This is a genomic window from Rhodococcus sp. WAY2 (genome assembly GCF_009859915.1).
Taxonomy (GTDB): Bacteria; Actinomycetota; Actinomycetes; order Mycobacteriales; family Mycobacteriaceae; genus Rhodococcus_F; species Rhodococcus_F oxybenzonivorans.
In genome coordinates this window covers 5,304,965-5,330,062 of record NZ_CP046572.1, presented here as the reverse complement: position 1 = coordinate 5,330,062, position 25,098 = coordinate 5,304,965, and the positions used below count along the sequence as shown (strand labels likewise).

24 protein-coding genes are annotated in these 25,098 nt (G+C 63.4%); 18 read left to right on the top strand and 6 right to left on the bottom strand.

All coding sequences use genetic code 11. The annotated features are described in order from the left end of the window. Positions 1–5 precede the first annotated feature (5 nt). From GFS60_RS24055 to GFS60_RS24045, 3 genes are all read left to right on the top strand, one after another. Positions 6–950, top strand: coding sequence for a ribose-phosphate diphosphokinase (locus GFS60_RS24055; protein WP_374435471.1), 945 nt, complete (start codon positions 6–8; stop codon positions 948–950). Between the two features lie 70 nt (positions 951–1,020). Next, positions 1,021–1,656, top strand: a complete 636-nt coding sequence (locus GFS60_RS24050) for a DUF2461 domain-containing protein (protein ID WP_159925166.1) — start codon at positions 1,021–1,023, stop codon at positions 1,654–1,656. A 153-nt stretch (positions 1,657–1,809) separates the two neighbouring features. Further along, positions 1,810–2,484 (top strand): hypothetical protein, encoded by a 675-nt coding sequence (locus GFS60_RS24045; protein ID WP_201453434.1) that lies wholly within the window; start codon positions 1,810–1,812, stop codon positions 2,482–2,484. Between the two features lie 133 nt (positions 2,485–2,617). Here GFS60_RS24045 and GFS60_RS24040 read toward each other — a convergent pair whose 3' ends face one another. Then, positions 2,618–4,105, bottom strand: coding sequence for an MFS transporter (locus GFS60_RS24040; RefSeq protein WP_159925162.1), 1,488 nt, complete (start codon positions 4,103–4,105; stop codon positions 2,618–2,620). A 110-nt stretch (positions 4,106–4,215) separates the two neighbouring features. Between GFS60_RS24040 and GFS60_RS24035 the strand changes: the two genes are divergently transcribed. After that, the gene (locus GFS60_RS24035; protein WP_159925160.1) at positions 4,216–4,827 is read left to right on the top strand and encodes a TetR/AcrR family transcriptional regulator; all 612 of its coding nucleotides are present in this window, start codon (positions 4,216–4,218) and stop codon (positions 4,825–4,827) included. A 583-nt stretch (positions 4,828–5,410) separates the two neighbouring features. Here the strand turns inward: GFS60_RS24035 and GFS60_RS24030 are convergent. From GFS60_RS24030 to GFS60_RS24020, 3 genes are read right to left on the bottom strand one after another with little or no spacing between them, the layout of a single operon-like run. Next, positions 5,411–6,271 (bottom strand): MBL fold metallo-hydrolase, encoded by an 861-nt coding sequence (locus tag GFS60_RS24030; protein WP_236603274.1) that lies wholly within the window; start codon positions 6,269–6,271, stop codon positions 5,411–5,413. A gap of 46 nt (positions 6,272–6,317) precedes the next feature. Next, a complete protein-coding gene (locus tag GFS60_RS24025) occupies positions 6,318–8,039 on the bottom strand; it encodes an acyl-CoA dehydrogenase (protein WP_159925158.1) in 1,722 nt (573 codons plus the stop codon). Between the two features lie 13 nt (positions 8,040–8,052). Next, positions 8,053–8,835 carry an SDR family oxidoreductase gene (locus tag GFS60_RS24020; protein WP_159927495.1) on the bottom strand — a complete coding sequence of 261 codons (783 nt, stop codon included), beginning with the start codon at positions 8,833–8,835 and terminating at the stop codon, positions 8,053–8,055. 245 nt (positions 8,836–9,080) lie between these two features. Here GFS60_RS24020 and GFS60_RS24015 point away from each other — a divergent pair, with 245 nt between their 5' ends. After that, positions 9,081–9,929: an enoyl-CoA hydratase/isomerase family protein gene (locus GFS60_RS24015; RefSeq protein ID WP_201453433.1), complete on the top strand. Its 849-nt coding sequence runs from the start codon at positions 9,081–9,083 to the stop codon at positions 9,927–9,929. 63 nt (positions 9,930–9,992) lie between these two features. Here GFS60_RS24015 and GFS60_RS24010 read toward each other — a convergent pair whose 3' ends face one another. Beyond that, the gene (locus GFS60_RS24010; RefSeq protein ID WP_159925154.1) at positions 9,993–10,976 is read right to left on the bottom strand and encodes a zinc-dependent alcohol dehydrogenase family protein; all 984 of its coding nucleotides are present in this window, start codon (positions 10,974–10,976) and stop codon (positions 9,993–9,995) included. Positions 10,977–11,376: 400 nt separating this feature from the next. Between GFS60_RS24010 and GFS60_RS24005 the strand changes: the two genes are divergently transcribed. The 5 genes from GFS60_RS24005 (at position 11,377) to GFS60_RS23985 (ending at position 16,828) form a co-directional block, all read left to right on the top strand. Then, positions 11,377–12,162: a crotonase/enoyl-CoA hydratase family protein gene (locus GFS60_RS24005; protein WP_159925152.1), complete on the top strand. Its 786-nt coding sequence runs from the start codon at positions 11,377–11,379 to the stop codon at positions 12,160–12,162. A 249-nt stretch (positions 12,163–12,411) separates the two neighbouring features. After that, positions 12,412–13,317 (top strand): alpha/beta hydrolase, encoded by a 906-nt coding sequence (locus GFS60_RS24000; protein ID WP_159925144.1) that lies wholly within the window; start codon positions 12,412–12,414, stop codon positions 13,315–13,317. 46 nt (positions 13,318–13,363) lie between these two features. Continuing rightward, complete coding sequence (locus GFS60_RS23995; protein WP_159925143.1) at positions 13,364–14,263, top strand: MBL fold metallo-hydrolase; 900 nt, start codon at positions 13,364–13,366, stop codon at positions 14,261–14,263. A 65-nt stretch (positions 14,264–14,328) separates the two neighbouring features. Continuing rightward, positions 14,329–15,801, top strand: a complete 1,473-nt coding sequence (locus GFS60_RS23990) for a class I adenylate-forming enzyme family protein (RefSeq protein ID WP_159925150.1) — start codon at positions 14,329–14,331, stop codon at positions 15,799–15,801. Between the two features lie 37 nt (positions 15,802–15,838). Then, positions 15,839–16,828, top strand: coding sequence for an LLM class flavin-dependent oxidoreductase (locus tag GFS60_RS23985; protein WP_159925148.1), 990 nt, complete (start codon positions 15,839–15,841; stop codon positions 16,826–16,828). A gap of 118 nt (positions 16,829–16,946) precedes the next feature. Here the strand turns inward: GFS60_RS23985 and GFS60_RS23980 are convergent, their stop codons facing one another. Next, positions 16,947–18,968 carry an NADPH-dependent 2,4-dienoyl-CoA reductase gene (locus GFS60_RS23980; protein ID WP_159925146.1) on the bottom strand — a complete coding sequence of 674 codons (2,022 nt, stop codon included), beginning with the start codon at positions 18,966–18,968 and terminating at the stop codon, positions 16,947–16,949. Between the two features lie 144 nt (positions 18,969–19,112). Here GFS60_RS23980 and GFS60_RS23975 point away from each other — a divergent pair, with 144 nt between their 5' ends. The 8 genes from GFS60_RS23975 to GFS60_RS23940 all read left to right on the top strand — a co-directional run bounded on the left by GFS60_RS23975 (position 19,113) and on the right by GFS60_RS23940 (position 24,970). After that, the gene (locus tag GFS60_RS23975; protein WP_159925145.1) at positions 19,113–19,658 is read left to right on the top strand and encodes a PadR family transcriptional regulator; all 546 of its coding nucleotides are present in this window, start codon (positions 19,113–19,115) and stop codon (positions 19,656–19,658) included. A gap of 161 nt (positions 19,659–19,819) precedes the next feature. Further along, positions 19,820–20,725, top strand: coding sequence for an alpha/beta hydrolase (locus GFS60_RS23970; protein WP_159925144.1), 906 nt, complete (start codon positions 19,820–19,822; stop codon positions 20,723–20,725). 46 nt (positions 20,726–20,771) lie between these two features. Continuing rightward, on the top strand, positions 20,772–21,671 hold the full coding sequence (locus GFS60_RS23965; RefSeq protein WP_159925143.1) for an MBL fold metallo-hydrolase: 900 nt from the start codon (positions 20,772–20,774) through the stop codon (positions 21,669–21,671). Between the two features lie 152 nt (positions 21,672–21,823). Beyond that, on the top strand, positions 21,824–22,468 hold the full coding sequence (locus tag GFS60_RS23960) for a hypothetical protein (protein WP_236603273.1): 645 nt from the start codon (positions 21,824–21,826) through the stop codon (positions 22,466–22,468). 7 nt (positions 22,469–22,475) lie between these two features. Then, positions 22,476–23,009: a hypothetical protein gene (locus GFS60_RS23955; RefSeq protein WP_159925141.1), complete on the top strand. Its 534-nt coding sequence runs from the start codon at positions 22,476–22,478 to the stop codon at positions 23,007–23,009. A 47-nt stretch (positions 23,010–23,056) separates the two neighbouring features. Continuing rightward, positions 23,057–23,725 (top strand): hypothetical protein, encoded by a 669-nt coding sequence (locus GFS60_RS23950; protein WP_236603272.1) that lies wholly within the window; start codon positions 23,057–23,059, stop codon positions 23,723–23,725. Next, complete coding sequence (locus GFS60_RS23945; protein ID WP_159925140.1) at positions 23,725–24,387, top strand: hypothetical protein; 663 nt, start codon at positions 23,725–23,727, stop codon at positions 24,385–24,387. Before GFS60_RS23950 ends, GFS60_RS23945 begins: the two co-directional genes overlap by 1 nt. Positions 24,388–24,424: 37 nt before the next feature. After that, positions 24,425–24,970, top strand: coding sequence for a hypothetical protein (locus GFS60_RS23940; protein ID WP_159925139.1), 546 nt, complete (start codon positions 24,425–24,427; stop codon positions 24,968–24,970). Positions 24,971–25,098 lie beyond the last annotated feature (128 nt).

The window sequence follows — 25,098 nt, the reverse complement described above, 5'->3', positions numbered from 1 at the left end:
ACCTCATGCTTTTTTCTGGTCGCGCGCATCCGGAGCTGGCCGAGCAGGTGGCGAAGGAGCTCGATGTGCGGGTCACTCCGCAGACTGCTCGTGACTTCGCGAACGGTGAGATCTTCGTCCGCTTCGAAGAGTCGGTGCGCGGCTCCGACGCCTTCGTGCTGCAGAGCCACCCGGCCCCGCTGAACACCTGGGTGATGGAACAGCTGATCATGATCGATGCGCTCAAGCGTGGATCGGCCAAGCGCATCACCGCGGTGCTGCCCTTCTACCCGTACGCCCGCCAGGACAAGAAGCACCGCGGACGTGAGCCCATCTCCGCTCGCCTCGTCGCAGACCTGCTCAAGACGGCCGGCGCCGACCGCATCATCACGGTCGACCTCCACACCGATCAGATCCAGGGCTTCTTCGACGGACCTGTCGATCACATGCACGCCCAGGGACAGCTGGCCGAGTACATCCGCGGCAACTACGGCACCGAGAACATCGCCGTCGTCTCCCCCGACTCCGGTCGCGTCCGTGTCGCCGAGAAGTGGGCCGACACCCTCGGCGGCGCCCCGCTGGCGTTCATCCACAAGACCCGCGATCCGCTGGTGCCCAACCAGGTGAAGTCGAACCGTGTGGTCGGTGAGGTCGAAGGCCACACCTGCATCCTCATCGACGACATGATCGACACCGGTGGAACCATCGCCGGCGCCGTGAAGATCCTGAAGGAGGCCGGTGCCGGAGATGTGATCATCGCCGCCACCCACGGTGTGCTCTCCGACCCCGCCGCCGAGCGTCTCGCAGCGTGTGGTGCCAAGGAAGTCATCGTCACCAACACCCTCCCGATCGACGAGTCGAAGAAGTTCGCGCAGCTGACGGTGCTGTCGATCGCTCCGCTCCTCGCGCGCACCATCAAGGAAGTATTCGAGAACGGCTCGGTGACCTCGCTGTTCAACGGCAACGCCTAGGCGCTCCGCGCCTGTGCGCCTTTTTGGTAGTGGGAACGACCAAAAAGGCGCACAGGCGTAGCCTTCTGTCGTGTTCACCGGGATACCTATCGCTGCACTCGACTTCTACGAGGATCTCGAGGCAGACAACAGCAAGAGCTTCTGGACCGTGCACAAAGCGGTGTACGACGACGTAGTGCGGGCACCCATGACGGCGTTGCTGGCCGAACTCGAGGACGAGTTCGGCGCGGGCAAGGTGTTCCGCCCCTACCGCGACGTCCGCTTCTCGAAGGACAAGACCCCGTACAAGACCCATCAGGGCGGCTTCGTCGAAACGCGCCCGGGAGTCGGCTTCTACGTGCAGATCGATGCATCGGGCTTGTTCGTCGCGGGAGGCTTCTACTCGCACACGCCGGTTCAAGTCACCCGGTTCCGCGACGCCGTCGACGACGACCGCCGGGGACGCCAGTTGGTGCGGCTCGTGAAGAAGCTGCAGTCGTCGGGATTCGAGATCGGCGGCGACACACTGAAAACGCGGCCTCGTGGCGTTGCCGAGGATCACCCGCGCCTCGAACTGATGCGTCACAAATCGCTGACCGCGAGCAGGAAATACCTCTCCCCCGACTGGATCGACAGTCCGCGCACCGCGCAGGAAGTGCGCGCGGCGTGGCGCGAGATGCGGCCACTTGTCGAGTGGCTGACCACGGTGATCGGCGCGGGCGAATGAAACTTACTGGTCGGGAAAAGTAGTGCAGCACACAGCGATTGCACCCCCTCACTCGAGGGCGAACATGATCTTCGTCACGCCCGCTCGCAGAAGCGCAGGTCGCCCGAGGGGCAGTGTGTCGCCCGGGCTCGCAGTGCCCTACTGTGGCTCGTCGTGATCGACGCGCAAACTCTCTCGGGCCCTATCGATATCGGTGCAATTCGAAACGTCCGGCGTTGGTCGCCGGGGGCTTGCGTCTGGTGCGGAGACGACCATGCAGTCGAGATGTTCCGCAACGAACCTCGCTGTGGCGCTTGCCGCGAGAAGGAGACCGTGATCGACGAAGCCCGGCGCTTCCTCGGCATGTACGGTTTGCGCCCCCTCGGTGGCACGCTGCAGTCGGACGACGACGAAGAGCGCGAACACCGTGTCAAGGCCCGCGATGCACGTCGTGAACTGAACGAGGTGAAGCTGTCCGAGCTTCCCGACCCCGCGGCCGTGCGCAAGGCGCTGCGTCCCCGGGCCGCCAGCGTCGTCTCGGAGACTCGCACTTCGGCCCACTCCGGGACGTCCTCGCCGTCCACGTCGAGTCGCCCGAGCTCGCCCCGCAGCTCGGCCACCCCGCCCGTGGCACCCGTGCGCACCGACTCCGTGGACGTCGCCGCGCTCGAAACCCGGGTGACCGGACTTCTCGAGCAGCTCACGTCGATCGACGCCCAGATGAGCCAGATCGGCGAGCCCGTCGGGTTGGCGGCACGCGCCCGCCTCAGCGACCTCGAGAAGCAGCGTGCCACTGTGCTCCGTACTCTCGCCGCGCTCGAGAAGGCCCGGATCGCCGCCGGACGGTAGAACTCACGCCAAGTCGGTAAGCCCACTACCGACGCCTAGCGCGTGGCCCGAACTTCCCTTGCGCGGCCGAACACAGACAGCACCACGTCCGCGTCATCGCGACGCGGACGTGGTGCTGTTCGAGCGGAACAGCTCAGTGCGCCATCACCAATTCGCCCTCCGAAGGTGCCAGAGCTGCGTTCGGCACCAGGAACGCCGCGATCAGCGCACCGGCCACGAATATTCCGGCACCCCACGTGAACGTGGCCGTATAGCTGGCAACGTGGGCCTGCGCCACGGTCAGCGGGCCGGGCTGGTGCGAGGTCAGGTAGTCGGTCATCGCCGACGCGGCGACGGTAGTCAGTAGCGCGGTACTGATCGAGCCGCCCACCTGCTGGCTGGTGTTGATCAGCGCCGAGGCGACACCAGCATCCTCATGGTGCACACCTGCGGTCGCGCCCTGGAACGCGGTGGTCATCGCACCACCGAGGCCGATACCCAGCAAGACGAGGCCAGGCAGGACATCGGTGACGAAGCTGCTGCCCAATTCGAGCTGCGTAAGCCACACCATGCCGACTGCGGAAACCAGGAAGCTACTGCTGATGACAATTTTCGGACCGACCCTGGGCAACAGCAGCGACGGCACCGTGGTCGACGAGAGAACGATGCCCGCGACCATCGGCAGGAACGCCAGACCTCCCTCGATCGGCGAGTAGCCCAGGCTGACAATCAGATAGAAGGTCAGGAACAGGAAAATCGAAAACATCCCCATGCCCATGACGAACACCGCCAAAAATGAACCACCGCGCGTGCGGTCCAGTACCAGTCGCAGGGGCAGCAGCGGATGTGCGACCCTCGCCTCCAGCCAGACGAACACCGCGAGCAGTACGACTCCGCCGATCAGGCACCCGAGCGTGACCGGGTCGGTCCAGCCGGATGATTCGGCGTGCGCGAATCCGTAGACAATGGCGAACAATGCGGCGCTCACCACGAGGGTGCCCGGAATGTCGAGCTTGGGCCGCTCGGTGGTGACATGCTTGGCCAGCAGCAGCACCGCACCAACCAGAGCGACGGCGGCGAATCCGACGTTCACGAACATCACCCAGCGCCAGGACGCCCATTCGGTCAGCATCCCACCGAGCAGCAGACCGATCGCGGCGCCGGCACCGGACAACGCACTGAAAATGCCGAAGGCCTTTGCTCTTTCGGACTTTTCGGTGAAAGTCACAGTGAGCAGGGAGAGCGCGGCGGGGGCCAGCAGAGCACCGAAGACACCCTGGCCGACACGTGCCGCGACGAGGACCTCGAAGTTGCCGGCCGCGCCACCCACGACAGACGCGGCCGCAAATCCGATCAGACCGACTACGAAGGTGTTTCGCCGGCCGAACAGGTCACCCAGTCGACCGCCGAGCAACAGCAGGCTGCCGAATGCCAGCGCGTAACCGGTGATGACCCACTGCCGGTCACCGTCGCTGAAGCCGAGGTCCTGTTGGGCCGCGGGCAGCGCGATGTTCACGACAGTCGCATCGAGCGTCACCATGAGCTGAGCCACGCCCAGCACGACAAGCACCCACCAACGCAAGGCGTGCGAGCCGCGACGGCCTGCTCTATCTGAGGCAGGTGCCCCAATCGTGGTAGTCATGTGTCCCCTTTGTTGCTGGTCATGTGTCAGTCAGTTCGAAAACCGATCTGTTTCCCATGAGGAAAACAGATCGGTTTTCAAAGCGCAACTCGAGGGGTAACCTGTTGCCTATGACCAACGCAACAACGTCCTCGTCTGCGGCGGGTGCCGGTGCCGTCTCTTCGCGCGACCGGTTGCTCGACGCCGCAGCGAAGCTGTTCTACGAGCAGGGCGTCCACATCGGCGTCGACGCTGTGTGCCGAGCGGCCGGCGTATCCAAGCGGTCGATGTACCAGCTGTTCGACAGCAAAGATGACCTCGTCGCCGCCAGCCTGCTCGAGCGCACGGCACCGGACTATCAGGGCTCACTGTTGCCGGCCGACGACGACGACCGTCCGCCGCGGGCACGGATACTGCACGTTTTCGAACGATTCGAAGACATGGAGCGGACACACGAATTTCGTGGATGCCCGTTCGTAGCGGCGGCCGTCCAAGTCAAGGCGCCCGAGCATCCGGCGAGTGTGGTCGCCCGTCGGCAGAAGGACAAGCTGACCTCGTTCTTCCAGCAGGAGGCCGAGCGCGGCGGTGCGAACGATCCCGCCCGGCTGGCCCGACAACTCACCCTCGTACTGGACGGAGCCAGCGCCCGCTCCGTCGTCCAGGCAGAGCGTCTCGACTGTCTCGCCGTCGAGACCGCCGGTACGCTGCTCGATGCCGCCGGCATCGTCGATTCCTCGGCCTGATCAACGCTTTCGGCAGAACTCTCGGGCACCTCCCGGTAACCCCAACGGGGGTACCCGACGGAGGATTATCGTGAGCCTGGGACGCCCGGTCCGCGGCGCGCGTGTAGTCGAGCCCCTACCGCAGCCTCAGGCTGGGCAATCAGCGGAATCGTCCGCGCCAACCGATGTACACCGTTCACGAACATACACACTTGGGAAATCGCGTAGTGGAGCGCACCAACCACCTCGGTCAATTTGTCTCTGGTCGGCGCAGTTTCGCTTGGTCGCGGGCCGTCACCTCGCCTGCGACCTTCCTCGAACTGCCAATCGACCAGCGCGTCGATCTCGTCGATGCCCCATTGTTCGCGGTTGCGGGCGGGAGGGTGTTCGGTCATGCGGGAGATGGCCTTTGATAGAGAGCGAATCAGATCCGCCGGTGTCGATGAATGTCCCGACGAGCGGGTCCGATCCGCAGGTGGTGGTGCAGCAGCATTCGGCGGACGCGAGGGTGATTACGCGTCCGCCGAGGCGATCTCAGCGCGCTAGGCGTAAGAGGCACCGAGTCGGTCGAGTCTTCAGCTGGTATGCACAGGTGATGACGGCGTCACGCGTTTTTCTTCTTCTGTTTGAATGCCGTCACCGCCGACACCACCAGCGTCGAGGGATTGGCATGGTCCGGGAAACGCGACTGCATGTGCGCGACGAGTTCGCGTGCGTTCTCGAGGTCATCGACGTTGGCGACGAATTCCTGCAGGTATTCACGCGTTTCGTCGATGCACGCGGCCGGGTCGTCGAGTTCGGGGCGCTTGTGTCCGGCGACCACCGTGGTGGGGTTCAGCGAGGCGAGGTAATCGACGCTGGCGATCCAGTTTGGCCAGTCGTTCCGGTTGGTCATTGCCAGCATGGGATTGACACCGTTGTAGACGACGTCCCCGGCGATCACCGTCTGCAGGGTAGGGATATGGATGATCGCGGTGGGCGAGGTGTCGGCTTGCTCGATCTCAATGGCCAGCATTTCCGTGCCATCGACGGTGAGGACCAAGTTGTCGAGCGGTTCGGGTACCGCGGCGTTGTCGAGGGCCTGCCCGCCGAAGAAATCGCGGACGTAGGCGCGATCACTCTCGAGGTTGGTGGCGATGGATTTCGCCACGGCCGGTACTGCGACCGCGCGGGCTTCCGGAAATCGGTTCAGCAGCCGCTCGAGACCGAAGTAGTGGTCGAAGTGGCCGTGGGTGATGAAGACCGTGGTCAGCCGCTTGCCGGAATCCTCGATCTGATCGATCACCTCGTCGACGTCGGTGGCCAGGAACTGGGTGTCGACGAGGATCGCTTCGGTCGGCCCGGTGATCAGCGTGGAGGTGGTGGGCGAGAACGAACCGCCACCGGGCAGTTCGAACGCTTGGCAGGTATAGACATCGATCGCGAGGTCGCTCATGAATATTCGTGCTTTCTGTGAGTTCTTCATTCTGAGGCTTTTCCGTGCTGCCGGGGATCTGTGCAAGTGCGGCCGCTCATCCGATTTCCCCTGCGCGTATCGCCTCGGCCAGCGATTGAACGCGGCTGAGATGATGGGCGCCGTAGAAGTCGGCCTCGGTCAGGCGCTGCTGGTCGGCGGTGGACAATTCGGGGTGGGCGAGCGCAGCCGCGACGATGCGGCCGTGCATCCACGCCCCGACGAGAAGGCTCAGCATCGTCAGGTAATCAACCGAGGCGGCGTAGGCGTCACGAGGATTCCTCGCCGCGTGAGACAGAAGTGTCTCGGTCGCGTCACGCACGGTCTGCAGGGCGCGACCGAGCCGTTCCGCCGTACGCGCCGCCACCGGGTGCTCGATCACCCGAAGCGATCCGACGCTGGAGTCGATCTGATCGAACAAGCGTCGCGCAGTCACTCCCCCATCGCGAATCAGCTTGCGGCCGAGCAGATCATTGGACTGGATCGCGGTAGTGCCCTCATAGATCGGCATGATCCGAGCATCGCGATAGTGCTGCGCCGCACCCGCTTCTTCGATGAAACCCAAGCCGCCGTATACCTGGACCCCGTCGGAGGCGATGCGGACGGCTTCCTCGGTGAACCAGGCCTTGAGGATCGGCACACAGAATTCGGCGAGCTCCGCGGCGTCGGGCGAGTCGGTGCGCTGCCAGCGGTCGAACCACTCGGCGACCTGCATCGAGAAGGCGCGCATCGCCGAGATAGAACTCGACATCGATGTCAGCAGGCGAGCAACGTCGGGATGCTCGGCGATAGGGGTACCCGACGGTCGTCCGACCACCGTGCCCTGCACTCGCTGCTGGGCATAGTCGCGAGCCTGCTGGTAGGCGAGGTCCGCCAGCCCCAGGCCCTGCAGTCCGATGCCGATGCGGGCGGTGTTCATCATGACGAACATCGCCGAGAGGCCACGGTGCAGGTCTCCGACGAGATAGCCTGTCGCGTCGGCATAATCCAGCACACAGGTAGGACTGGAATGAAGACCGAGCTTGTGTTCCAGGGAAAGAGTGGTGACGCGGTTGGGTTCACCAATACCGCCTCGGCCATCGGGGAGGAACTTCGGAACCACGAACAGCGACAACCCGGCCAGTCCCATGGGAGCATCCGGAGTACGGGCGAGCACGAGATGCACGATGTTCTCGGTGAGGTCGTGATCTCCCCACGTGATGAAGATCTTCTGCCCGGTGACCGCCCACGTACCGTCCACATTGGGTCGGGCGATGGTGCGGATCGCAGACAAATCCGTACCGGCATCCGACTCGGTGAGGTTCATCGTGCCGGTCCACTGCCCGGACACCACCTTTGCCAGGTACACATCCTTCAGTTCAGGGCTAGCGGCCGAGTGCAACGCCGCGGCCGCACCGGTCGACAACAGCCAGCACACCGAGAACGCCGGATTGGCTGCGGACCACAACTCCGAGACCGCGTTATAGAGCAGGAACGGCGCACCTCCGCCGTCGATTGAAGGATCGAGGCCGAACCCCACCCAACCGGCCTCGGCAAAGGAACGGTAGGCCTGCTTGTACCCGACCGGGGTCGTGACAGCACCGTCGGAGAGCACGCTGCCCGCACGATCACCGACAGTATTGAGCGGACGCAGCATTTCGGCGGCGAAATCCGCTGCCGAAGTCAGGACTGCAGCAGCGTCAGCGGCCTTGATCTCACCGTTCGTCACGGTCTCGAGAATGTCTGTGCCGAGGACCTCGGTGTAGAGGAAGTCGTATTGGGCAAGTGGTGCTGTGTACACGGAAGTGGTCCTTCTAGAATGTGAGGCCGATGGTGGTGCTCAAACCGCCGTCCAGCGGGATGACCGCACCGACCACGTAGTTCGAGGCACGAGAACTCAGGAAGATTGCCGTCGCAGCAATGTCGGAGGGCTCGCCGATCCGGCCTACCGGGGAGGCGTCTCTCAGCTGATCGCCGACCTCCGTCAACATCGCAGCCGTCATCTTCGACGGGAACGGCCCGGGCGCAATGGCATTGACCAGAATCGATGGCGCGAGCTCCGCGGCCATGTGGCGAGTGAGGTGGTGGATGGCGGCCTTGGAAGCCGAGTAGGAGAAATTGCTGACGCCCGGCACTGCCAGCCCGTCGATCGAGCCGATGTTGATCACGCGGGCAGGGTCGTCTTGGTTGGACGCCTTCTCCAGAAGCGGGCGCGCCAACTTGGTCAATGTGAAAGGAGCTTTGACGTTGGCGGCGAGCACCCTGTCCCACGCGGAGTCGGGGAACTCGTCGAACGGTGCACCCCAGGTTGCACCGGCGTTGTTGACCAACACGTCAAGGCTCGGCTCCCGTGCACCGAGGGCGTCGATCAGCGCCGCACACTGCTCCTCGCTGGTGACGTCGCACGGGATGGCATGTACCTCACCGAATTCCGAGAGGCGCTCCGCTGCCTCGACACACGCGGCTTCTTTACGGGAAGAGATGTACACGCGGGCGCCGGCCAGGAGATAACCCTCGGCGATCATGTAGCCGATGCCACGAGTACCGCCGGTGACCAGAACCGTCTTACCTGAGACCGCGAACAGTTCGGGGAACATGACGTCCTTTCCGAGACGTGAGGTGGGGCGACGCACACACCCATCCGGCAGAAGAAGAGACCGCTCGCGATCGGGGGCCAAGTGTGAGCCTGATAGCGGATCGAGCAGAAAGTACCACCACCGGCAACTTTAATGCAACTTGTTGCATAATGGGAATCCGAGGTCGATGATCGTTGGGTCCGCTGCACTCCGCCCGGACTGCAAGCCGAGCACCCACAGTGCGTACCGAACTGGGAGAAGTGAAGATGACTGGAGTGAAACATCTTTCGATGGCAGGCCCGACCGAGGCCGAGTTGCAGTCGGCAGGCCTCCGATTCACACAGAGCGGACCGATAGCCGAAATCACGCTGTGCAGACCTGAACGACGCAATACACAGAGCCCGGCAATGTGGCGAGCACTCGCCGCATTGGGGCAGACAATGCCGACTGACATCCGCGTTGTCATCGTTCGCGCGGAAGGGCGTAGTTTTTCGGCCGGCTTGGATCGATCGATGCTGAAAGACCCTGCCTCGCGGCACGAGGCTGCCGACGGCGAGACCATTTCCGGCCTACTCGACGGTTCCGACATGACCGTCGCGCGCACCATACGTGAATATCAAGACGGCTTCCTGTTCCTGCGTAACTCGAACTTCATCTCGATCGCCGCCGTCCAGGGACACGCAGTCGGTGCCGGCTTCCAGCTCGCACTCGCGTGCGATCTCCGGGTGGTGGCCGACGACGCAACATTCTGCATGAAGGAGGTCGCACTCGGCCTGGTGCCCGACCTGACCGGGCTGACACCCCTGGTCCGGCAAGTTGGATACGGCCGCGCGCTCGAAATTTGTGTCACTGCACGCAATGTTGTTGCCGCGGAGGCGCTCTCACTAGGCCTCGCACACAGCGTGGTGCCTGTAAACGATCTCGAAAGCGAAACTCGGGCCATGGCTCACACTCTCCTGCAGGCAGATACCGCCGCCGCGCGAGAGGTCAAGCAGCTGGTGCAGTCGGCTGAGGTCTTGCATGTCGAGCATCAGCGGCAGCTCGAAGCTGCGGCCCAGACGCGTTTGCTGCGCGCGCGCAGCGCTACGGCGGACGGCTCCGACCGAGGGTTCTGAACCGATATCCCGACACATCTGTCGTGTTCGAACAGTGGATCACCATAATTCGCCGCATTACCGTCACCACGCGAAGAGCACCTTGCCGACGCGGTCAGCCTGGGTGGCATGGATCAGGGCGTCCTGATACTTCTCGAGCGGGTAGGTGGCCGTGATGGGGACCCGCAAGGTGCCGTCGGTGACGAGGGCGGCGAGCCGGGCATAGGCGGCGGCGAATTCCTCGCGAGGCGCTGTGTCGAGCCAGCCCTTCTGCCAGAAGCCCCGGACATGAAGATCGCGGAAGATGAGGTCGCCCGGTCGGACGACGACCGGGGCGCCGCTCATTCCTCCGTAGCTGACGAGGGTGCCCCCATGGACGAGCCAAGGAGCGAGCTCCGCGACCACGTCCCCGGCTGTCGCGTCCAGCAGGAGTGAGATCCGCTCGTCCCCGAGCGCCTTCTTCAATTGCACACCGAGATCCGGTCCACTGACGACGACTGCGTCGGCGCCCAACTCCAGCAGCTCCGCGGCGACTTCGGGGCGGCGCACTACATTGAGAGTGCGGTAACCGGCCTGCTTGGCCAGGGTGATGACGTAGCGGCCCACAGCAGAATTACCGCCGGTCTGTCCGACCCATCCACCCGACGGGACATCGACGAAGCGACGGAGCAGGAGGTCGGCCGTCACAGGGTTGACGCCGAGCATCGCCAGCTGCAGGACATCGGCCGCCGGATCGACCACGATGGCGTCGTCCTCGTCGATCGCGATCTGGTCCTGCCACGTGGCGTGCTTCAGGGTAGGAATGATCAGGACCCGCTCGCCGATGCGGGCAGGATCGACGGCAGGGCCAACGGCGACGATTCGACCGACGCCTTCGGTTCCCAGGGCTGCGGGCAGGGTCGGGCGATGCCCATAGAGTCCCCTGATGAGAAGCACGTCGGATGGGTTGATCGGGGCGGCTTCCATCGCGACGAGCACCTGTCCTGCTCCGGGTTCGGGAGTCTCCGACTCGATCAGCTCCGAAGCCGTGCTCGGCTTCCCGAATGCCCGCATGTGCAACTTCTTCATCGTGACCTCCGGTTAATGGTCAGCTCGATTCGAGAGATCCTGCCTCCCATTCCCTCCCCTGAAAGCAGGAGACGGAACGGGTCCCGGCACAGTTCGGGCGTCGCCGGTTTCATGACCGATTTCCCGATCTGTGGATGTCCGGCGCAGGTCGCGAGGTGTGGGACGAGCACAAACCTACGAATGCGCGACCGGCGGCTCATAGGACGAGTGCGCCGCGCCCTGGTATGGATGCGCCACCGCCAGTATGCAATGACGAACGGTCACGCCGGGAACCCGCGAAGCGGGCTCCATCGCGTCGACGTGTGCGCTGTTGACATTTGACGACAACGACTAGACGATCCAGTCTAGTCGCCGCCTCCACGTGGCCGGCGCGAACTCACCATGGACAAGGAGCCATTTCATGAGCCAAGAGCACACGCCCGGCGAGGTCACCCTCGAGAGGGACGGCAACATCGCGATCATCACGGTCGAGAACGAGTCCAAGTTGAACTCCTACACGCCGGACATGATGCGCCAGCTCGCCGAGCATCTGACCACATTCGACGAGGACGAATCCTTGTGGGTTGCGGTGTTCCGCTCCACCGGTAAGAACACCACCGCAGGCTTGGACATGCCCAAGTTCTTCGGCCCGGAAGCAGACGCGGACATCGACCCGACTCTGGTCGATCCGTTCGCTCTGGGGCGGCGCGCAACCAAGCCGATCGTGGCCGTGGTTCAGGGCCTCACCTTGACTGTCGGCATCGAGATGATGCTCGCCGCCGACATTGTCGTTGCCGCCGATACCGCGCAGTTCCAGCAGCTCGAGGTCGCCCGCGGCCTCGCACCCCTTGGCGGTGCCCATTTCCGTTACCTGACCCGGACCGGCTGGGGTAATGCGATGTACCACCTGCTCCGGGCTGACAAGTTCGACGCCCAGCGCGCCCTCGAGCTCGGCTTCGTCCAAGAAGTCGTGCCTTTCGGCCAGCATATCGAGCGCGGAATCGAACTGGCGCGTGAGATCTGCGCCAATGCCCCGCTCGGCGTTCGAGCCACCAAGGCGTCCGCCCTGAAATACATCGAACAGGGCGAGACCGCCGCCATCGCCGCGATCGACGACGTGAAGGGCGCCGTCTTCGACAGTCACGACTTCCAAGAGGGAATTCAGTCGTTCATCGAGCGCCGCCAGGCCAACTTTCAGGGCAAGTAGTCGCAGCGCAACCAACCGAAATCCATTGGAACCTGCCATGACGAGTCTGAGCTTCGACTACACGGCCGCACCGTGGTGGTGACCGGCGCCGCACATGGCATCGGTAAGGAGATCGGCGCACTGTTCGCCGGCGCCTGCGGGTTGGCGCACCGGTACCACTAGAGGGCGCGCTCGTTCTATCGGTGCCCGCTCGCCGGTTCCTAGGTTGGCAGTGTCCGACACACAACCCGGCGTGAAGAGGAAAAGCACATGAATCGCGAAGACATCGAATTCAAGGGTGAAGGCGACGTCACCCTCCGCGGCTGGTTCTACCCGGCACAGAACACCACCACCCCGGCACCGGTCATCATCCTCGTGCACGGCATGTCCGGCGTGAAAGAAATGCACCTCGACGACTACGCCAACGTCTTCGCCGAAGCCGGCCTCAACGCAATCGCCTACGACCACCAGAACTTCGGCGACAGCGACGGAACCCCCCGCCAAGAACTCGACCCCGTCCTGCAGTACCGCGACATCCGCAACGCGATCAGCTACGCCATCGCCCGCCCCGAGGTCGACGGAAACCGGGTCGGAGTCTGGGGCACCAGCTTCGCCGGCGGACACGCCCTGATGGTCGCCGCGATCGACAAACGAGTCAAGGCAGTCGTCGCCCAGGTACCCTTCGTCTCGGGACCGGAAACCCTGGTCCGACTGCTACGCGGAGACTTCCTCCTCCACGTCCGCGACAACCTCGCCGCCGACCGCGCCAACCGATTCCACGACGGCGCACCCGCGATGCTCCCCGCCGTCTCCCCCGACCCGATGGGGCAGGCCGCGATGCCCCAAACCGACGCCTACGAATGGTTCACCAAAACGGCGGCGCTCCGCGCCCCGAACTGGAAAAACGAAATGACCGCCCGCAGCCTGGAACTGGCCTCCGAATACGACCCCGGCAGCTTCATCACCCAGATCTCCCCCACCCCACTGCTGATGATCGTCGCCAACGAAGACACCTCCACCCCCTACGCACTCGCACTCGACGCCTACGAACGCGCCCGCGAACCCAAACAACTCCTCGTCACACAGGGCGGACACTTCGACTTCTACACCGGCCCCGGCTTCGACCAGGTCTCCACCGCCGCACGCGACCACTTCGTCACCCACCTACGCGCCTGAACGACCCGCAGCTTCCAACCGCCCACCGCAACCGGAGGTACCCCTCATGACCACCGACACCACCACTTCCACGGCCCCCACCCACGCCCCCACGGTCCCCATCCGCGCCACCGTCTTCGTCAGCCGCTGGCCCACCGTCCCCGCCGCGGAATTCCCCGGCATCCCGGACGGCACCTTCTCCCCCACCACCGCCATCCTGATCAGCGGCGCAACCGAAATCGTCCTCATCGACGCCCTCTACCTCAAAGACGACGTCCAGGACCTCGGCGACCTGATCGAACGCACCGGCAAGAAACTCACCACCATCTACATCACCCACGACCACCAAGACCACTACCTCGGCATCGGACCCCTCAAGGAACGATTCCCCGACGTCAAATGCGTGGCATTGCCCCACGTGATCGAGTCCATGAAAGAAACCATGGACATTCAGACCATGCAGTGGAATTTACTGTTCGGCGACGCCTGCATCCCAGCCGGACCGCTTCCCGAACCCCTCGACAGCCACACCCTGTATGTCGACGGCTCCCCACTGAACATCATCGAGGTGAAGCAGGCCGACGTCCACCCCACGACCATCGTGCACATCCCCGAGATCGACACCGTCATCGCCGGTGACTCCATCTACAACGAGATCTACCCGATGCTCGGCCTGTCCACCCCCGCCGAATGGCAGGACTGGCTCGACACCGTCGATGTCGTGGAAAAGCTTCAGCCGAAGATGATCGTCTGCGGACACCGCAGGCCCGACGGCGACGACTACGCCGTCGAGACCATGATCGCCCAAACCCGTTCCTACATCCAAGACTTCATCACCGCCTTCCCCACCGCGAAAGACGCCGACGACCTCGTCGCCACCATGTCCGCGAAATACCCCAACCACGCCAACCTCTGGACCCTGCAATTCTCCGCCATCAACGCGATCGCCGCCCGCGACGGCGCGTAATAACACAAACACCACACCCCCACGCCCATCGACTTCCCACCGCGCCCCGACCCGATAGGTACGCCATGCATTTCGCTTCCCTGCCCGACCACCGCGCCGATCTGGACCCGCACGGGCCGGCGATCTCCGACGGGCGGCAGTCGCTCACCAACGCCGAACTACTCATTCGCGTACGGGCGGCTGCACATCACCTGCACGACCTCGGGATCGGTGCCGGCGATGTCGTCGCCGTGAAACTGACCAACCGCCTCGAGTTCGTGGTGCTCCTCTTCGCGGCCTGGCGGATCGGCGCCACCGTCACACCGGTCAATCCCAGCATGACCGACATCGAAGTCGAACGCCAACTACGCGACTCCCATGCAAGCCTGCTGGTCATCGAGGACGACTCGACCACACCGGACACCCCTACTCTCTCCGCCGAAGCCCTCTACACCGACCCTGCGGTGTTCGATCCAGCACCGATCCTGGACCCGACCGCCCTGTCGCTACTCGTCTACACCAGCGGCACGACCGGCACACCCAAGGGCGTCATGCTCGACCACAGCAACATCGAGGCCATGGCCGAAATGATGGGCGTGGCACTGGCGCTGGGGCCAACGGACCGTTCGCTGCTGATCCTGCCGCTCTTTCATGTCAACGGCATCATTGTCAGCATCCTCTCCCCATTGCTCGCTGGCGGCAGCGCCGTCATCGTCGGCCGGTTCGACCCCAAAACCTTCTTCGACCTCGTCGAACGTGAACGCCCCACCTACTTCAGCGCGGTACCCACGATCTACAACATGCTCGCCGCGCTCCCCCCGGAGCTCGTCCCCGACACCTCGTCGTTGCGATTCGGGGCCTGCGGAGCCGCACCCGCCTCAGACGTATTGCTGACCCGGTTCGAAACCCGCTACGGATTCCCACTCATCGAGGGCTACGGACTCTCCGAAGGTACCTGTGTCTCCACCTGCAATCCTGTCCACGGTCCCCGCCGCGCCGGCAGCGTAGGACTCACCCTCATCGGCCAGGAAATTCGCATCGTCGACGACAACGGCACCGAACTGGCCACCGGCCAGGACGGTGAGGTCATCGTCCGCGGCCCCAACATCATGCGCGGCTACCTCGGCCGCCCCGAAGAAACAGCACGCACCCTCGTCGACGGCTGGCTCCACACCGGTGACGTCGGCCACTTCGACCCCGACGGCTACCTCATCCTCGTCGGCCGGTCGAAGGACATGATCATCCGCGGCGGAGAGAACATCTACCCCAAAGAAATTGAAGATGTCCTGACTACAGATCCCTCGGTCCTCGAAGCCGCTGTAATCGGGGTGCCCGACGAGAAGTGGGGCGAGATCGTCGTCGCCTACGTCCAACCACGGCCAGGTGCCACCATCGACACCACAGCACTGACCACACTCTGCGAACAACATCTCACCGGCTACAAACGACCCACTGCCTACATCATCAAAGCCATCCCCAAAAACGCCGTCGGCAAAATCGACAAACCCACCCTACGAAACACGCACGCCGAAGTCAGCACAGCCCACAGTGGTAGTTGACGGAGCGTCGCCACCAACATTGTGAGGAGCCCGATCGATGAAGCTAGCTCTCTACCTTCCGAACTTCCGCGACCACGTGACGCTGCAAGAGCTCGAAGACCTCACCGCCCTCGCCGAGGACCTCGATTTCGATTCGGTGTGGACGCTAGACCGGATTGTCGTCCCCGAAACCTCCGACCGGGCGGAGCTTCAATACCCGTTCGGCATGATGACCGACCTGCCCAATAGCGTGCCGGTCATCTCGCGAGGCAAGTGGTTTCAAGGAATGACTCTGATCCCATGGCTGGCCGCGAAGACCCGGAAGGTGCGGATCGGCATGAGCATCATCGACACCCCGTACCGTTCCCCCGGTGTCCTCGCCGCAGAACTCGCCACTCAGGACCACCTATCCAATGGCAGACTCAACGTCGGGGTCGGGGCGGGCTGGATGCCCGAGGAGTTCGCGGCCGCCAGCGTCCCGCACCTGTTTCCCCGGCGACACGGGCACGTGCGCGAGACGATCGAAATCATGCAGGGCATCTGGTCCAACGAGTTGTTCGAGTACCACGGCGAATTCGCCGACTTCCCGCTATCAGGATTCGGTCACAAGCCGATCCAGAAACCTGGGCCGCCGATCTACTTCTCAGGTCTCAAGGATCCGAAGCGCTCGGCAAAGCGGATCGCGAAGTACGGTCTACAGGGATGGATCGGTATCCAGGACTCACCCGAAGACATCAAGCGTTGGAAGGGTGAGATGAAGCGCGAGTTGGACTTACTCGGCCGGGACTTCCCTGACGGCTTCGACATGTGCAGCATGATCTGGTTCGTCATCACCGATGAGCCGGTCGATCAAAGCCCGGCGGGCAAGGCCACGAACTTGCTTGCGGGTACGGCTCAACAAATCGAGGATCGGCTCAAGAGCTACAAGGAGGCCGGCCTCACAATGCCGCTTCTGTGGCCACCGTTCAGGGACGTGCCGACCTCGAAGACCATGGACGACCTCAAACGTCTGACCGAGGAGATCATGCCCAAGGTGAACGCGAGCTGAGCTGTGGATCGTTGAGTGGTGCACCGCTGAACCGGAGACCCTGCAACGACCAACCGGAGGAGCGGTTCGCCGACCAGACGGACCGCTCCTCCCTCATTCGGTGAGGAGCCGCCGGCGATCAGATGCTGGCGGCCAATTCCGCGCCCTCCCGAATGGCGCGTTTGGCGTCCAGTTCCGCAGCGACCGACGCTCCCCCGATGAGGTGTGTCGGTATCCCGCGGATCAGCAACTCGTCGTAGATGTCACGCTCGGGCAATTGTCCGGCACACACGATGACCGTGTCCACCTCCAGCGTGGTGGCGCGACCATTCACGGTGATGTGCAGACCGGCGTCGTCGACGGCCTCGTAAGTAACCCCCGACATCATCTCGACTCCGCGAGACGCAACGTGTGCCCGGTGGATCCAGCCAGTGGTCAACCCGAGGCCCGCACCCACCTTGTCGGTCTTCCGCTGAAGCAAATAGACCCTGCGCGCGGCTCCCCGTTTCACCGGTGCCCGCACTCCGCCCGGAACATCCGGATCGACGTCCACTCCCCAGTGCTGGAAGAAGTCGTCGCGTGCGTCGGTATCGGACGATTCCTCGTTGGTAACGAACGCGGCGATATCGAAACCGATGCCGCCGGCACCGACGATGGCGACTCGGTCACCGACCGGTGCCCTTCCGCGAAGAACATCGACATAGCTGACCACCGACGGATGCGACGATCCGGCGATCGAGATGTCGCGTGGCTTTACTCCCGTCGCGAGGACGATTTCGTCGAAATTCTCGGACACTAACAGTTCGGCATCAGCCTGTGTCTTCAGCCGGACCGAGACACCCGCTTCCTCGAGTTCACCCTCGTAATATCTGATCGTCTCCCGGTACTCCGACTTACCCGGGATACGCCAGGCCAGATCGAACTGCCCGCCGAGCGTGGGACGACTTTCGAACAGGGTCACCTCGTGGCCCCGCCGGGCAGCGAAAGCGCTGAATGCCATCCCCGCAGGCCCGGCCCCCACCACGCCGACGCGTTTGCCAACCTTCGGCGGGGTGACCAGCAGCGTGAGCTCGTGACCTGCACGGGGATTTACCAGGCAGGTCGTCGTCTTTTCGGCCAACGTATGATCGATGCACGCCTGATTGCAGGCGATGCAGGTGTTGATGCGGTGTGCCCTCCCGGTGCGCGCCTTGTTCACGAAGTCCGGGTCAGCCAGCAGCGGACGCGCCATCGATACCAGGTCCGCAGAACCGCTGGCCAAGATGGCCTCCGCGAGTTCGGGAGTGTTGATCCGGTTGCTCGCGACGACCGGAACAGTCACAGCCGCGCGAATCTTCGCCGAGTAGTCTCGGAACGCTCCCGCAGGCACCGGTGACGCGATCGTCGGGATACTCGATTCGTGCCAACCGACGCCGGTGCTCAGAATCGACACCCCGGCCTGCTCGAGTCGCCGCGCCAGTTCGATCGTTTCGGTGAAGGTGGAACCGTCCGGAACCAAATCGGTGACGGAAATCCGGAATGAGATCAGAAAGTCTTCGCCGACCGATCGGCGGGTGCGGCGCACGATCTCGAGGGCGAACCTTGCCCTGTTGTCGAAGTCCCCGCCCCATTCGTCGAGGCGGTGATTGGTACGGGGCGCGAGGAATTCGTTGATCAGATAGCCCTCGGATCCCATGATCTCGACACCGTCGTAACCCGCGTTCTGCGCCAGCACAGCCGCCGCTGCGAAGTCGTCGATGGTCTCTTCGATCTCGACCGGGTCCATCTCGCGCGGAACGAAACGATTGATCGGCGCTCGCACGGAACTCGGCGCCACGAGATCGGGATGCTTGGCATAGCGACCGAAATGCAGTAGCTGCAATATGATTCGACTGCCCGCGTCGTGCACCGACCGTGTCACCAGCTGGTGCCGCCGTACGTCGTCGGTGGTGGACATGGTCGCGCCCACCTCGAACGGCCTGCCGGCATGGTTCGGAGACACGCCGCCGGTGACGATGAGCCCGACACCGCCCCGTGCACGCTCGGCGTAGAACTCCGCCATCGTCTCGAATCCGCCTTCGACTTCTTCCAAGCCCAAGTGCATCGAACCCATCACTACCCGATTCGGCAGGGTCAACGGCCCCACCTGCAGCGGTTCGAACAGTCTGCGGAAGGCGGTCATCTATCTCGTCCTTTGCTAGCGGCTATGTGCTGTCTCGCTGCGAAGACTAGCTTTTGTGCAACTTGTTGCACAAGTGGTGTGAGGCCGCATGAGTAAAGTTGGCAGCGCCATACGTCACACGAGAATCAACGGAGGTCGCAATCGATGTCGCTGAGGTGCGCGATCCTGACGGCGCTCGTGGAGCGCCCTGCCACGGGCAAGGAGCTGACGCGACGCTTCGACTCGTCCATCGGCTACTTCTGGCATGCGACCCACCAGCAGATTTATCGTGAACTCGGCAACATGACCGGTGACGGTCTCATCCAGCCGCATGCGAGCCAGGTCAAAGGCAGGGGCGCACCTCGCACATACGAGATCACCGAAACAGGCGTGCGATATCTACGAGAATGGGTGGACACCAGGCAAGAGCCGGTGCCCCTCAGGGATCCGCTCCTCGTGCGCATGCGCGCCGCCGCCGTTCTGGGCGACGTCGACCTGACGGACGACATTCACCAGCATTTGGACTATCACCGGTCCCTTCTCCAGACGTACCGCGATATAGAGGATCGGGACTTCAAAGGTCCCTTGACGTCTCGCCGACAACGACTCCAGCACCTGATCCTGCAGGCAGGCATCGACAGTGAACTGTCCTGGACCGAATGGTGCACGAAGGCGGCGAAGCAATGTGCGGCCGATCGGGCCGAGGGGTAGCAGCGTACGTCCTGATCGACGCCGCGGATCGGTTGCCCGCTTCTGCACTGATGTTGGCGCACCGGTACCAGTGAAGGGCGCGCTCGTTCTATCGGTGCCCGCTCGCCGGTTCCTAGGTTGGCAGTGTCCGACACACAACCCGGCGTGAAGAGGAAAAGCACATGAATCGCGAAGACATCGAATTCAAGGGTGAAGGCGACGTCACCCTCCGCGGCTGGTTCTACCCGGCACAGAACACCACCACCCCGGCACCGGTCATCATCCTCGTGCACGGCATGTCCGGCGTGAAAGAAATGCACCTCGACGACTACGCCAACGTCTTCGCCGAAGCCGGCCTCAACGCAATCGCCTACGACCACCAGAACTTCGGCGACAGCGACGGAACCCCCCGCCAAGAACTCGACCCCGTCCTGCAGTACCGCGACATCCGCAACGCGATCAGCTACGCCATCGCCCGCCCCGAGGTCGACGGAAACCGGGTCGGAGTCTGGGGCACCAGCTTCGCCGGCGGACACGCCCTGATGGTCGCCGCGATCGACAAACGAGTCAAGGCAGTCGTCGCCCAGGTACCCTTCGTCTCGGGACCGGAAACCCTGGTCCGACTGCTACGCGGAGACTTCCTCCTCCACGTCCGCGACAACCTCGCCGCCGACCGCGCCAACCGATTCCACGACGGCGCACCCGCGATGCTCCCCGCCGTCTCCCCCGACCCGATGGGGCAGGCCGCGATGCCCCAAACCGACGCCTACGAATGGTTCACCAAAACGGCGGCGCTCCGCGCCCCGAACTGGAAAAACGAAATGACCGCCCGCAGCCTGGAACTGGCCTCCGAATACGACCCCGGCAGCTTCATCACCCAGATCTCCCCCACCCCACTGCTGATGATCGTCGCCAACGAAGACACCTCCACCCCCTACGCACTCGCACTCGACGCCTACGAACGCGCCCGCGAACCCAAACAACTCCTCGTCACACAGGGCGGACACTTCGACTTCTACACCGGCCCCGGCTTCGACCAGGTCTCCACCGCCGCACGCGACCACTTCGTCACCCACCTACGCGCCTGAACGACCCGCAGCTTCCAACCGCCCACCGCAACCGGAGGTACCCCTCATGACCACCGACACCACCACTTCCACGGCCCCCACCCACGCCCCCACGGTCCCCATCCGCGCCACCGTCTTCGTCAGCCGCTGGCCCACCGTCCCCGCCGCGGAATTCCCCGGCATCCCGGACGGCACCTTCTCCCCCACCACCGCCATCCTGATCAGCGGCGCAACCGAAATCGTCCTCATCGACGCCCTCTACCTCAAAGACGACGTCCAGGACCTCGGCGACCTGATCGAACGCACCGGCAAGAAACTCACCACCATCTACATCACCCACGACCACCAAGACCACTACCTCGGCATCGGACCCCTCAAGGAACGATTCCCCGACGTCAAATGCGTGGCATTGCCCCACGTGATCGAGTCCATGAAAGAAACCATGGACATTCAGACCATGCAGTGGAATTTACTGTTCGGCGACGCCTGCATCCCAGCCGGACCGCTTCCCGAACCCCTCGACAGCCACACCCTGTATGTCGACGGCTCCCCACTGAACATCATCGAGGTGAAGCAGGCCGACGTCCACCCCACGACCATCGTGCACATCCCCGAGATCGACACCGTCATCGCCGGTGACTCCATCTACAACGAGATCTACCCGATGCTCGGCCTGTCCACCCCCGCCGAATGGCAGGACTGGCTCGACACCGTCGATGTCGTGGAAAAGCTTCAGCCGAAGATGATCGTCTGCGGACACCGCAGGCCCGACGGCGACGACTACGCCGTCGAGACCATGATCGCCCAAACCCGTTCCTACATCCAAGACTTCATCACCGCCTTCCCCACCGCGAAAGACGCCGACGACCTCGTCGCCACCATGTCCGCGAAATACCCCAACCACGCCAACCTCTGGACCCTGCAATTCTCCGCCATCAACGCGATCGCCGCCCGCGACGGCGCGTAATAACACAAACACCACACCCCGACCCGGGGTCAGAGTGCCCTTCTTCAGGATCCACACGACCCAGGAGGACCAATGTCACCCGCCATCACCCCCAACCATTCCGTCACGCTCAACGACAGCGACAACCTTGCCGCGCCTGTGCCGGTGGTGTCATGATGGCGGCCCTCTCGCACAGGCTCGGCGCCCTCGTGCACCATGGCGCGGAGCCCGAAGTCGGGGTCGACACCTCCGTGCTTCGATCGGTGTCGTCCGGACCTGAAGTTTCCCGCAGTACCCGGATCGGGCGTGCTGTAGTGGTATTGGTATTGATCCCATTCGGCGTTTTCTATCTCGGCCCGAGAATCTCCGATCTCACCGCAACGCCTGGGCGCCTGCAACAGTCTGTCGAAGCGGCAGACCGCTACAACCCGTCCCTGACTCGGCTCGTCGAGCACGAGCGCGTGACAGTGAGTGCCTTCGCGGCACTGGACAGGGTGCGTGAGTGCCTGACCGATGTTCTCGGCATGGGAGAAGCGGTGTCGGTTGAGCTCAGTACCCTCGTCGGAACAATTTCGGTAGATCTACAGGAAATTCTCGACCATACCGGCGTCGACGTCGCCGATCTGGTCGGTTCACTCGAATCCCTCAGCACTCGCGTCGGCGCATTGCAGGCACCGGCGAACGGTGCAGCCACGGCCTTGTCGGATAATCGCGCGACGATGTCGGCCATCCTGGACGACGTGCGTGTGACGGCCGACCAGGTGCACGACACCCGTCTTTCCGTGGAGTCCGCAGCCGCCGATCTGTCCGGAAGGTAAGTAACTGATGGTGTTTTTCGGACGACCTGGTGGACCGGCCAGAACGGTTCTCGCACTGGTAGCAGTCGCCGTACTCGGCCTGTTTTCCATCGTGATCTTCAATCTGAACAGGAGCCTGGAGAGCCAGCAACGAGTCAACGCGACCAGTGTCGGCATTTCCGAGAGCTTCCTCGATGTCAACAATCAGCTCACCACGGAGCTCGGAGAACTGACTCAGCTGACCGGGACTGCGGAGTCGGCGCTCGAATCCATCAGGGCGTTAGGGCCACTCCTGGCGGAACTGCATCACGCCATCACGCCGGTTGCCGGCTCTCTGTCGAGCACCGCTCGAGGCGCCCAGATCACCAATGAGCAACTTGCCGTGATCGCGCACATTCTCGGTGAGGTCCACAACGTCATCCTTCCCCTGGTGGACTCCGCTCAGGCGTTCGGTCAGCAGGGCGAAGATTTGTTGGCGGTGATCGAGGGATTGATCACCGACTTACAGAGTGCGGTCGAATCCGCGGCGACGATCAATCAGATGCTTCCATTGCCGGGCTGAATACCGACCGGCCCGCCACCCCTGCCTCTCGACCGACTGGACGTGACATGCGACGTAAAGACCGAAGCCCGAATGGTCCTTCCGACCTGACCGCACCTCGAAGTGCCGTGTTGCCCTCGGCTGATCCGCAATCAGAGGGGTTCGCGGTCACTCGCCCTGTCACCAGGTACTCGATTGCCACCGAATGGCTGGGCCGACTCGCGGCGGTCATGTCTGCCGTGCTGCTCGTGCTCGTGCTGAACGCAATTTCCGAGGGGCTGGCGGTTCGGCAAAGCACCCGCGCCATCGTGGACAACTTCGGGCAGGCCAATCAGTACTTCGACGAGCGGGCCGATCTGGCCGCGCCTGCCCGTGTGCGGAGCGAGCTTGCAGACCTCAGAACAGTTCTTGCCGAACTGAATTCGGCGACGGCGGTGGACGTTGATCTGCTGGCCGCAATGCTGCCCGACATGCATACGTTGGTTGCTGCCGGTCACAACGACGTCACTATCGCCCACCAGCTCCATGGCATTTCCTCGTCGCTTCAAGGCGCGGCCGGATCGCTACACGCCATCTCCGCCGACGCGGACGTGGCGGTGGTCAAGGTGAACGATCGGCTTCTGGCTGCACTGCAACTGGCCGATCAGCTCAACGCCGAACTCGAGCGTACGACGGTCAAACTCGAGCCGCTTCCGGCGCAGGGAAATCTGATTCCCGCCCCGACGGGAGGAAAGTAATGGTGGGCAGTCGAACTTTCGCCGCGGTTGTGCTGGTACTCGGTGTGGCGCCCGCCATCGGCTTGTGCGCAATCAACGGCTTCTTTCCCACGTTCCGTGATATCAGCGACCCTCTCGGTCGGCCGTCGGCCTTGAGCGTGCAGATTATCGATTCGGCCCAACGACTCGACGAACTGACCGTCGAACTGGAACCGAAGCACGCGCGGTTGGCGGCGGACATCCAGGTTCTCGGACCCATGTCTAACGACCTGGCCGTGTTGGTCGGTCGGAGTGTCGAACTGTCGCCGTTGTCAGCGACTTTGAGGGACAATGCATCGAAGGTCGCGGACATCTCGGCGCCATTGCCGAACGTGGTGACGAACGTTACCGCGCGTTCCGACGAGGCCGGCGCCACCGTCGACGGACTGTCGACGGCGGTCGGTTCCGTCGCGACCGAGCTGCAGGGAATCCACGACGGTTTGACCACAATGCAACTCACTCTTCTCGCACTCGGCCCGAAGATGTCGGGGATCGCCTCGACGCTGGCGACGATCCAGGAAGAAGCTGCGCATGTTCGGGAGTTCGGTCCGCTCCTCGCAGTGGTAGGCCCTCCGTTCAACAGTCTCGGTATCCCGTCCTTGGGTTTCGAGGCACCACCGTTACCGCCGCTGCCTCTTCCCTGAGCATCCGGATACCCTTTCTTCGTTCGACGGAGTGAACATGCAGATGCACATGCAGAAAAGATTTCGGTTGTCCTGGGCGATCACCTTGGCATTCACCATTGCGGTGTTGAGCGGCTTGTTGATCCTTACGAGAGACCTGGGCATCACGAACGACACGTTCAAAAACGGTGTCGTGCAGGCGCAGGAGCTCGACGCGACGACCGATGCCGCGCTCGACGGGGCGCATCAATTGCCACCCGCAGCCGAGGCGGCGCGGCAAGGGCTGCCGGAGGTGGTCGGCGTCATCGATTCCCTCACCCGGGCGAATCAGTTGCTGGGCACTCTCGGTGACCAACTCGGCACCCTCGGTACCACGCTGACCGAGGCTGATGCCCCTTTGGCGGGCACAATTTCTGCCGGTCGGGGGGCAGGCGGAGAGGCCGGTGCGGCCGTTGTGCCGCTCGGCGGGATAGCGGCATCCCTGGATGATGCGAACGTCAATGCGCAGGCTCTCGGCCAGAAATTGGATGAGACGCTCACGCTGTCGCAGACGATCGACCAGAAACTACGCGTCGCGTTGCTACTGCCGAAAGTCGGCAACTGACAGAAATGAGATCACCGTGGGGTCACCCTGTGGGCTGCGGTGACCTCGACGACGACCTGGCATCGTGGATGCCCGTTCGTTGCCCCCGATGCTCGATCACAATCCATTTGCCTGCCAAGCGGCGATAT

Coding starts and splice junctions, on each gene's coding strand:
- GFS60_RS24055 (WP_374435471.1), top strand. CDS start 6: ATGCTTTTTTCTGGTCGCGCGCATCCGGAGCTGGCCGAGCAGGTGGCG.
- GFS60_RS24040 (WP_159925162.1), bottom strand. CDS start 4,105: ATGACTACCACGATTGGGGCACCTGCCTCAGATAGAGCAGGCCGTCGC.
- GFS60_RS24035 (WP_159925160.1), top strand. CDS start 4,216: ATGACCAACGCAACAACGTCCTCGTCTGCGGCGGGTGCCGGTGCCGTC.
- GFS60_RS24030 (WP_236603274.1), bottom strand. CDS start 6,271: ATGAAGAACTCACAGAAAGCACGAATATTCATGAGCGACCTCGCGATC.
- GFS60_RS24020 (WP_159927495.1), bottom strand. CDS start 8,835: ATGTTCCCCGAACTGTTCGCGGTCTCAGGTAAGACGGTTCTGGTCACC.
- GFS60_RS24015 (WP_201453433.1), top strand. CDS start 9,081: ATGACTGGAGTGAAACATCTTTCGATGGCAGGCCCGACCGAGGCCGAG.
- GFS60_RS24010 (WP_159925154.1), bottom strand. CDS start 10,976: ATGAAGAAGTTGCACATGCGGGCATTCGGGAAGCCGAGCACGGCTTCG.
- GFS60_RS24005 (WP_159925152.1), top strand. CDS start 11,377: ATGAGCCAAGAGCACACGCCCGGCGAGGTCACCCTCGAGAGGGACGGC.
- GFS60_RS24000 (WP_159925144.1), top strand. CDS start 12,412: ATGAATCGCGAAGACATCGAATTCAAGGGTGAAGGCGACGTCACCCTC.
- GFS60_RS23995 (WP_159925143.1), top strand. CDS start 13,364: ATGACCACCGACACCACCACTTCCACGGCCCCCACCCACGCCCCCACG.
- GFS60_RS23990 (WP_159925150.1), top strand. CDS start 14,329: ATGCATTTCGCTTCCCTGCCCGACCACCGCGCCGATCTGGACCCGCAC.
- GFS60_RS23985 (WP_159925148.1), top strand. CDS start 15,839: ATGAAGCTAGCTCTCTACCTTCCGAACTTCCGCGACCACGTGACGCTG.
- GFS60_RS23980 (WP_159925146.1), bottom strand. CDS start 18,968: ATGACCGCCTTCCGCAGACTGTTCGAACCGCTGCAGGTGGGGCCGTTG.
- GFS60_RS23975 (WP_159925145.1), top strand. CDS start 19,113: ATGTCGCTGAGGTGCGCGATCCTGACGGCGCTCGTGGAGCGCCCTGCC.
- GFS60_RS23970 (WP_159925144.1), top strand. CDS start 19,820: ATGAATCGCGAAGACATCGAATTCAAGGGTGAAGGCGACGTCACCCTC.
- GFS60_RS23965 (WP_159925143.1), top strand. CDS start 20,772: ATGACCACCGACACCACCACTTCCACGGCCCCCACCCACGCCCCCACG.
- GFS60_RS23960 (WP_236603273.1), top strand. CDS start 21,824: ATGATGGCGGCCCTCTCGCACAGGCTCGGCGCCCTCGTGCACCATGGC.
- GFS60_RS23955 (WP_159925141.1), top strand. CDS start 22,476: ATGGTGTTTTTCGGACGACCTGGTGGACCGGCCAGAACGGTTCTCGCA.
- GFS60_RS23950 (WP_236603272.1), top strand. CDS start 23,057: ATGCGACGTAAAGACCGAAGCCCGAATGGTCCTTCCGACCTGACCGCA.
- GFS60_RS23945 (WP_159925140.1), top strand. CDS start 23,725: ATGGTGGGCAGTCGAACTTTCGCCGCGGTTGTGCTGGTACTCGGTGTG.
- GFS60_RS23940 (WP_159925139.1), top strand. CDS start 24,425: ATGCAGATGCACATGCAGAAAAGATTTCGGTTGTCCTGGGCGATCACC.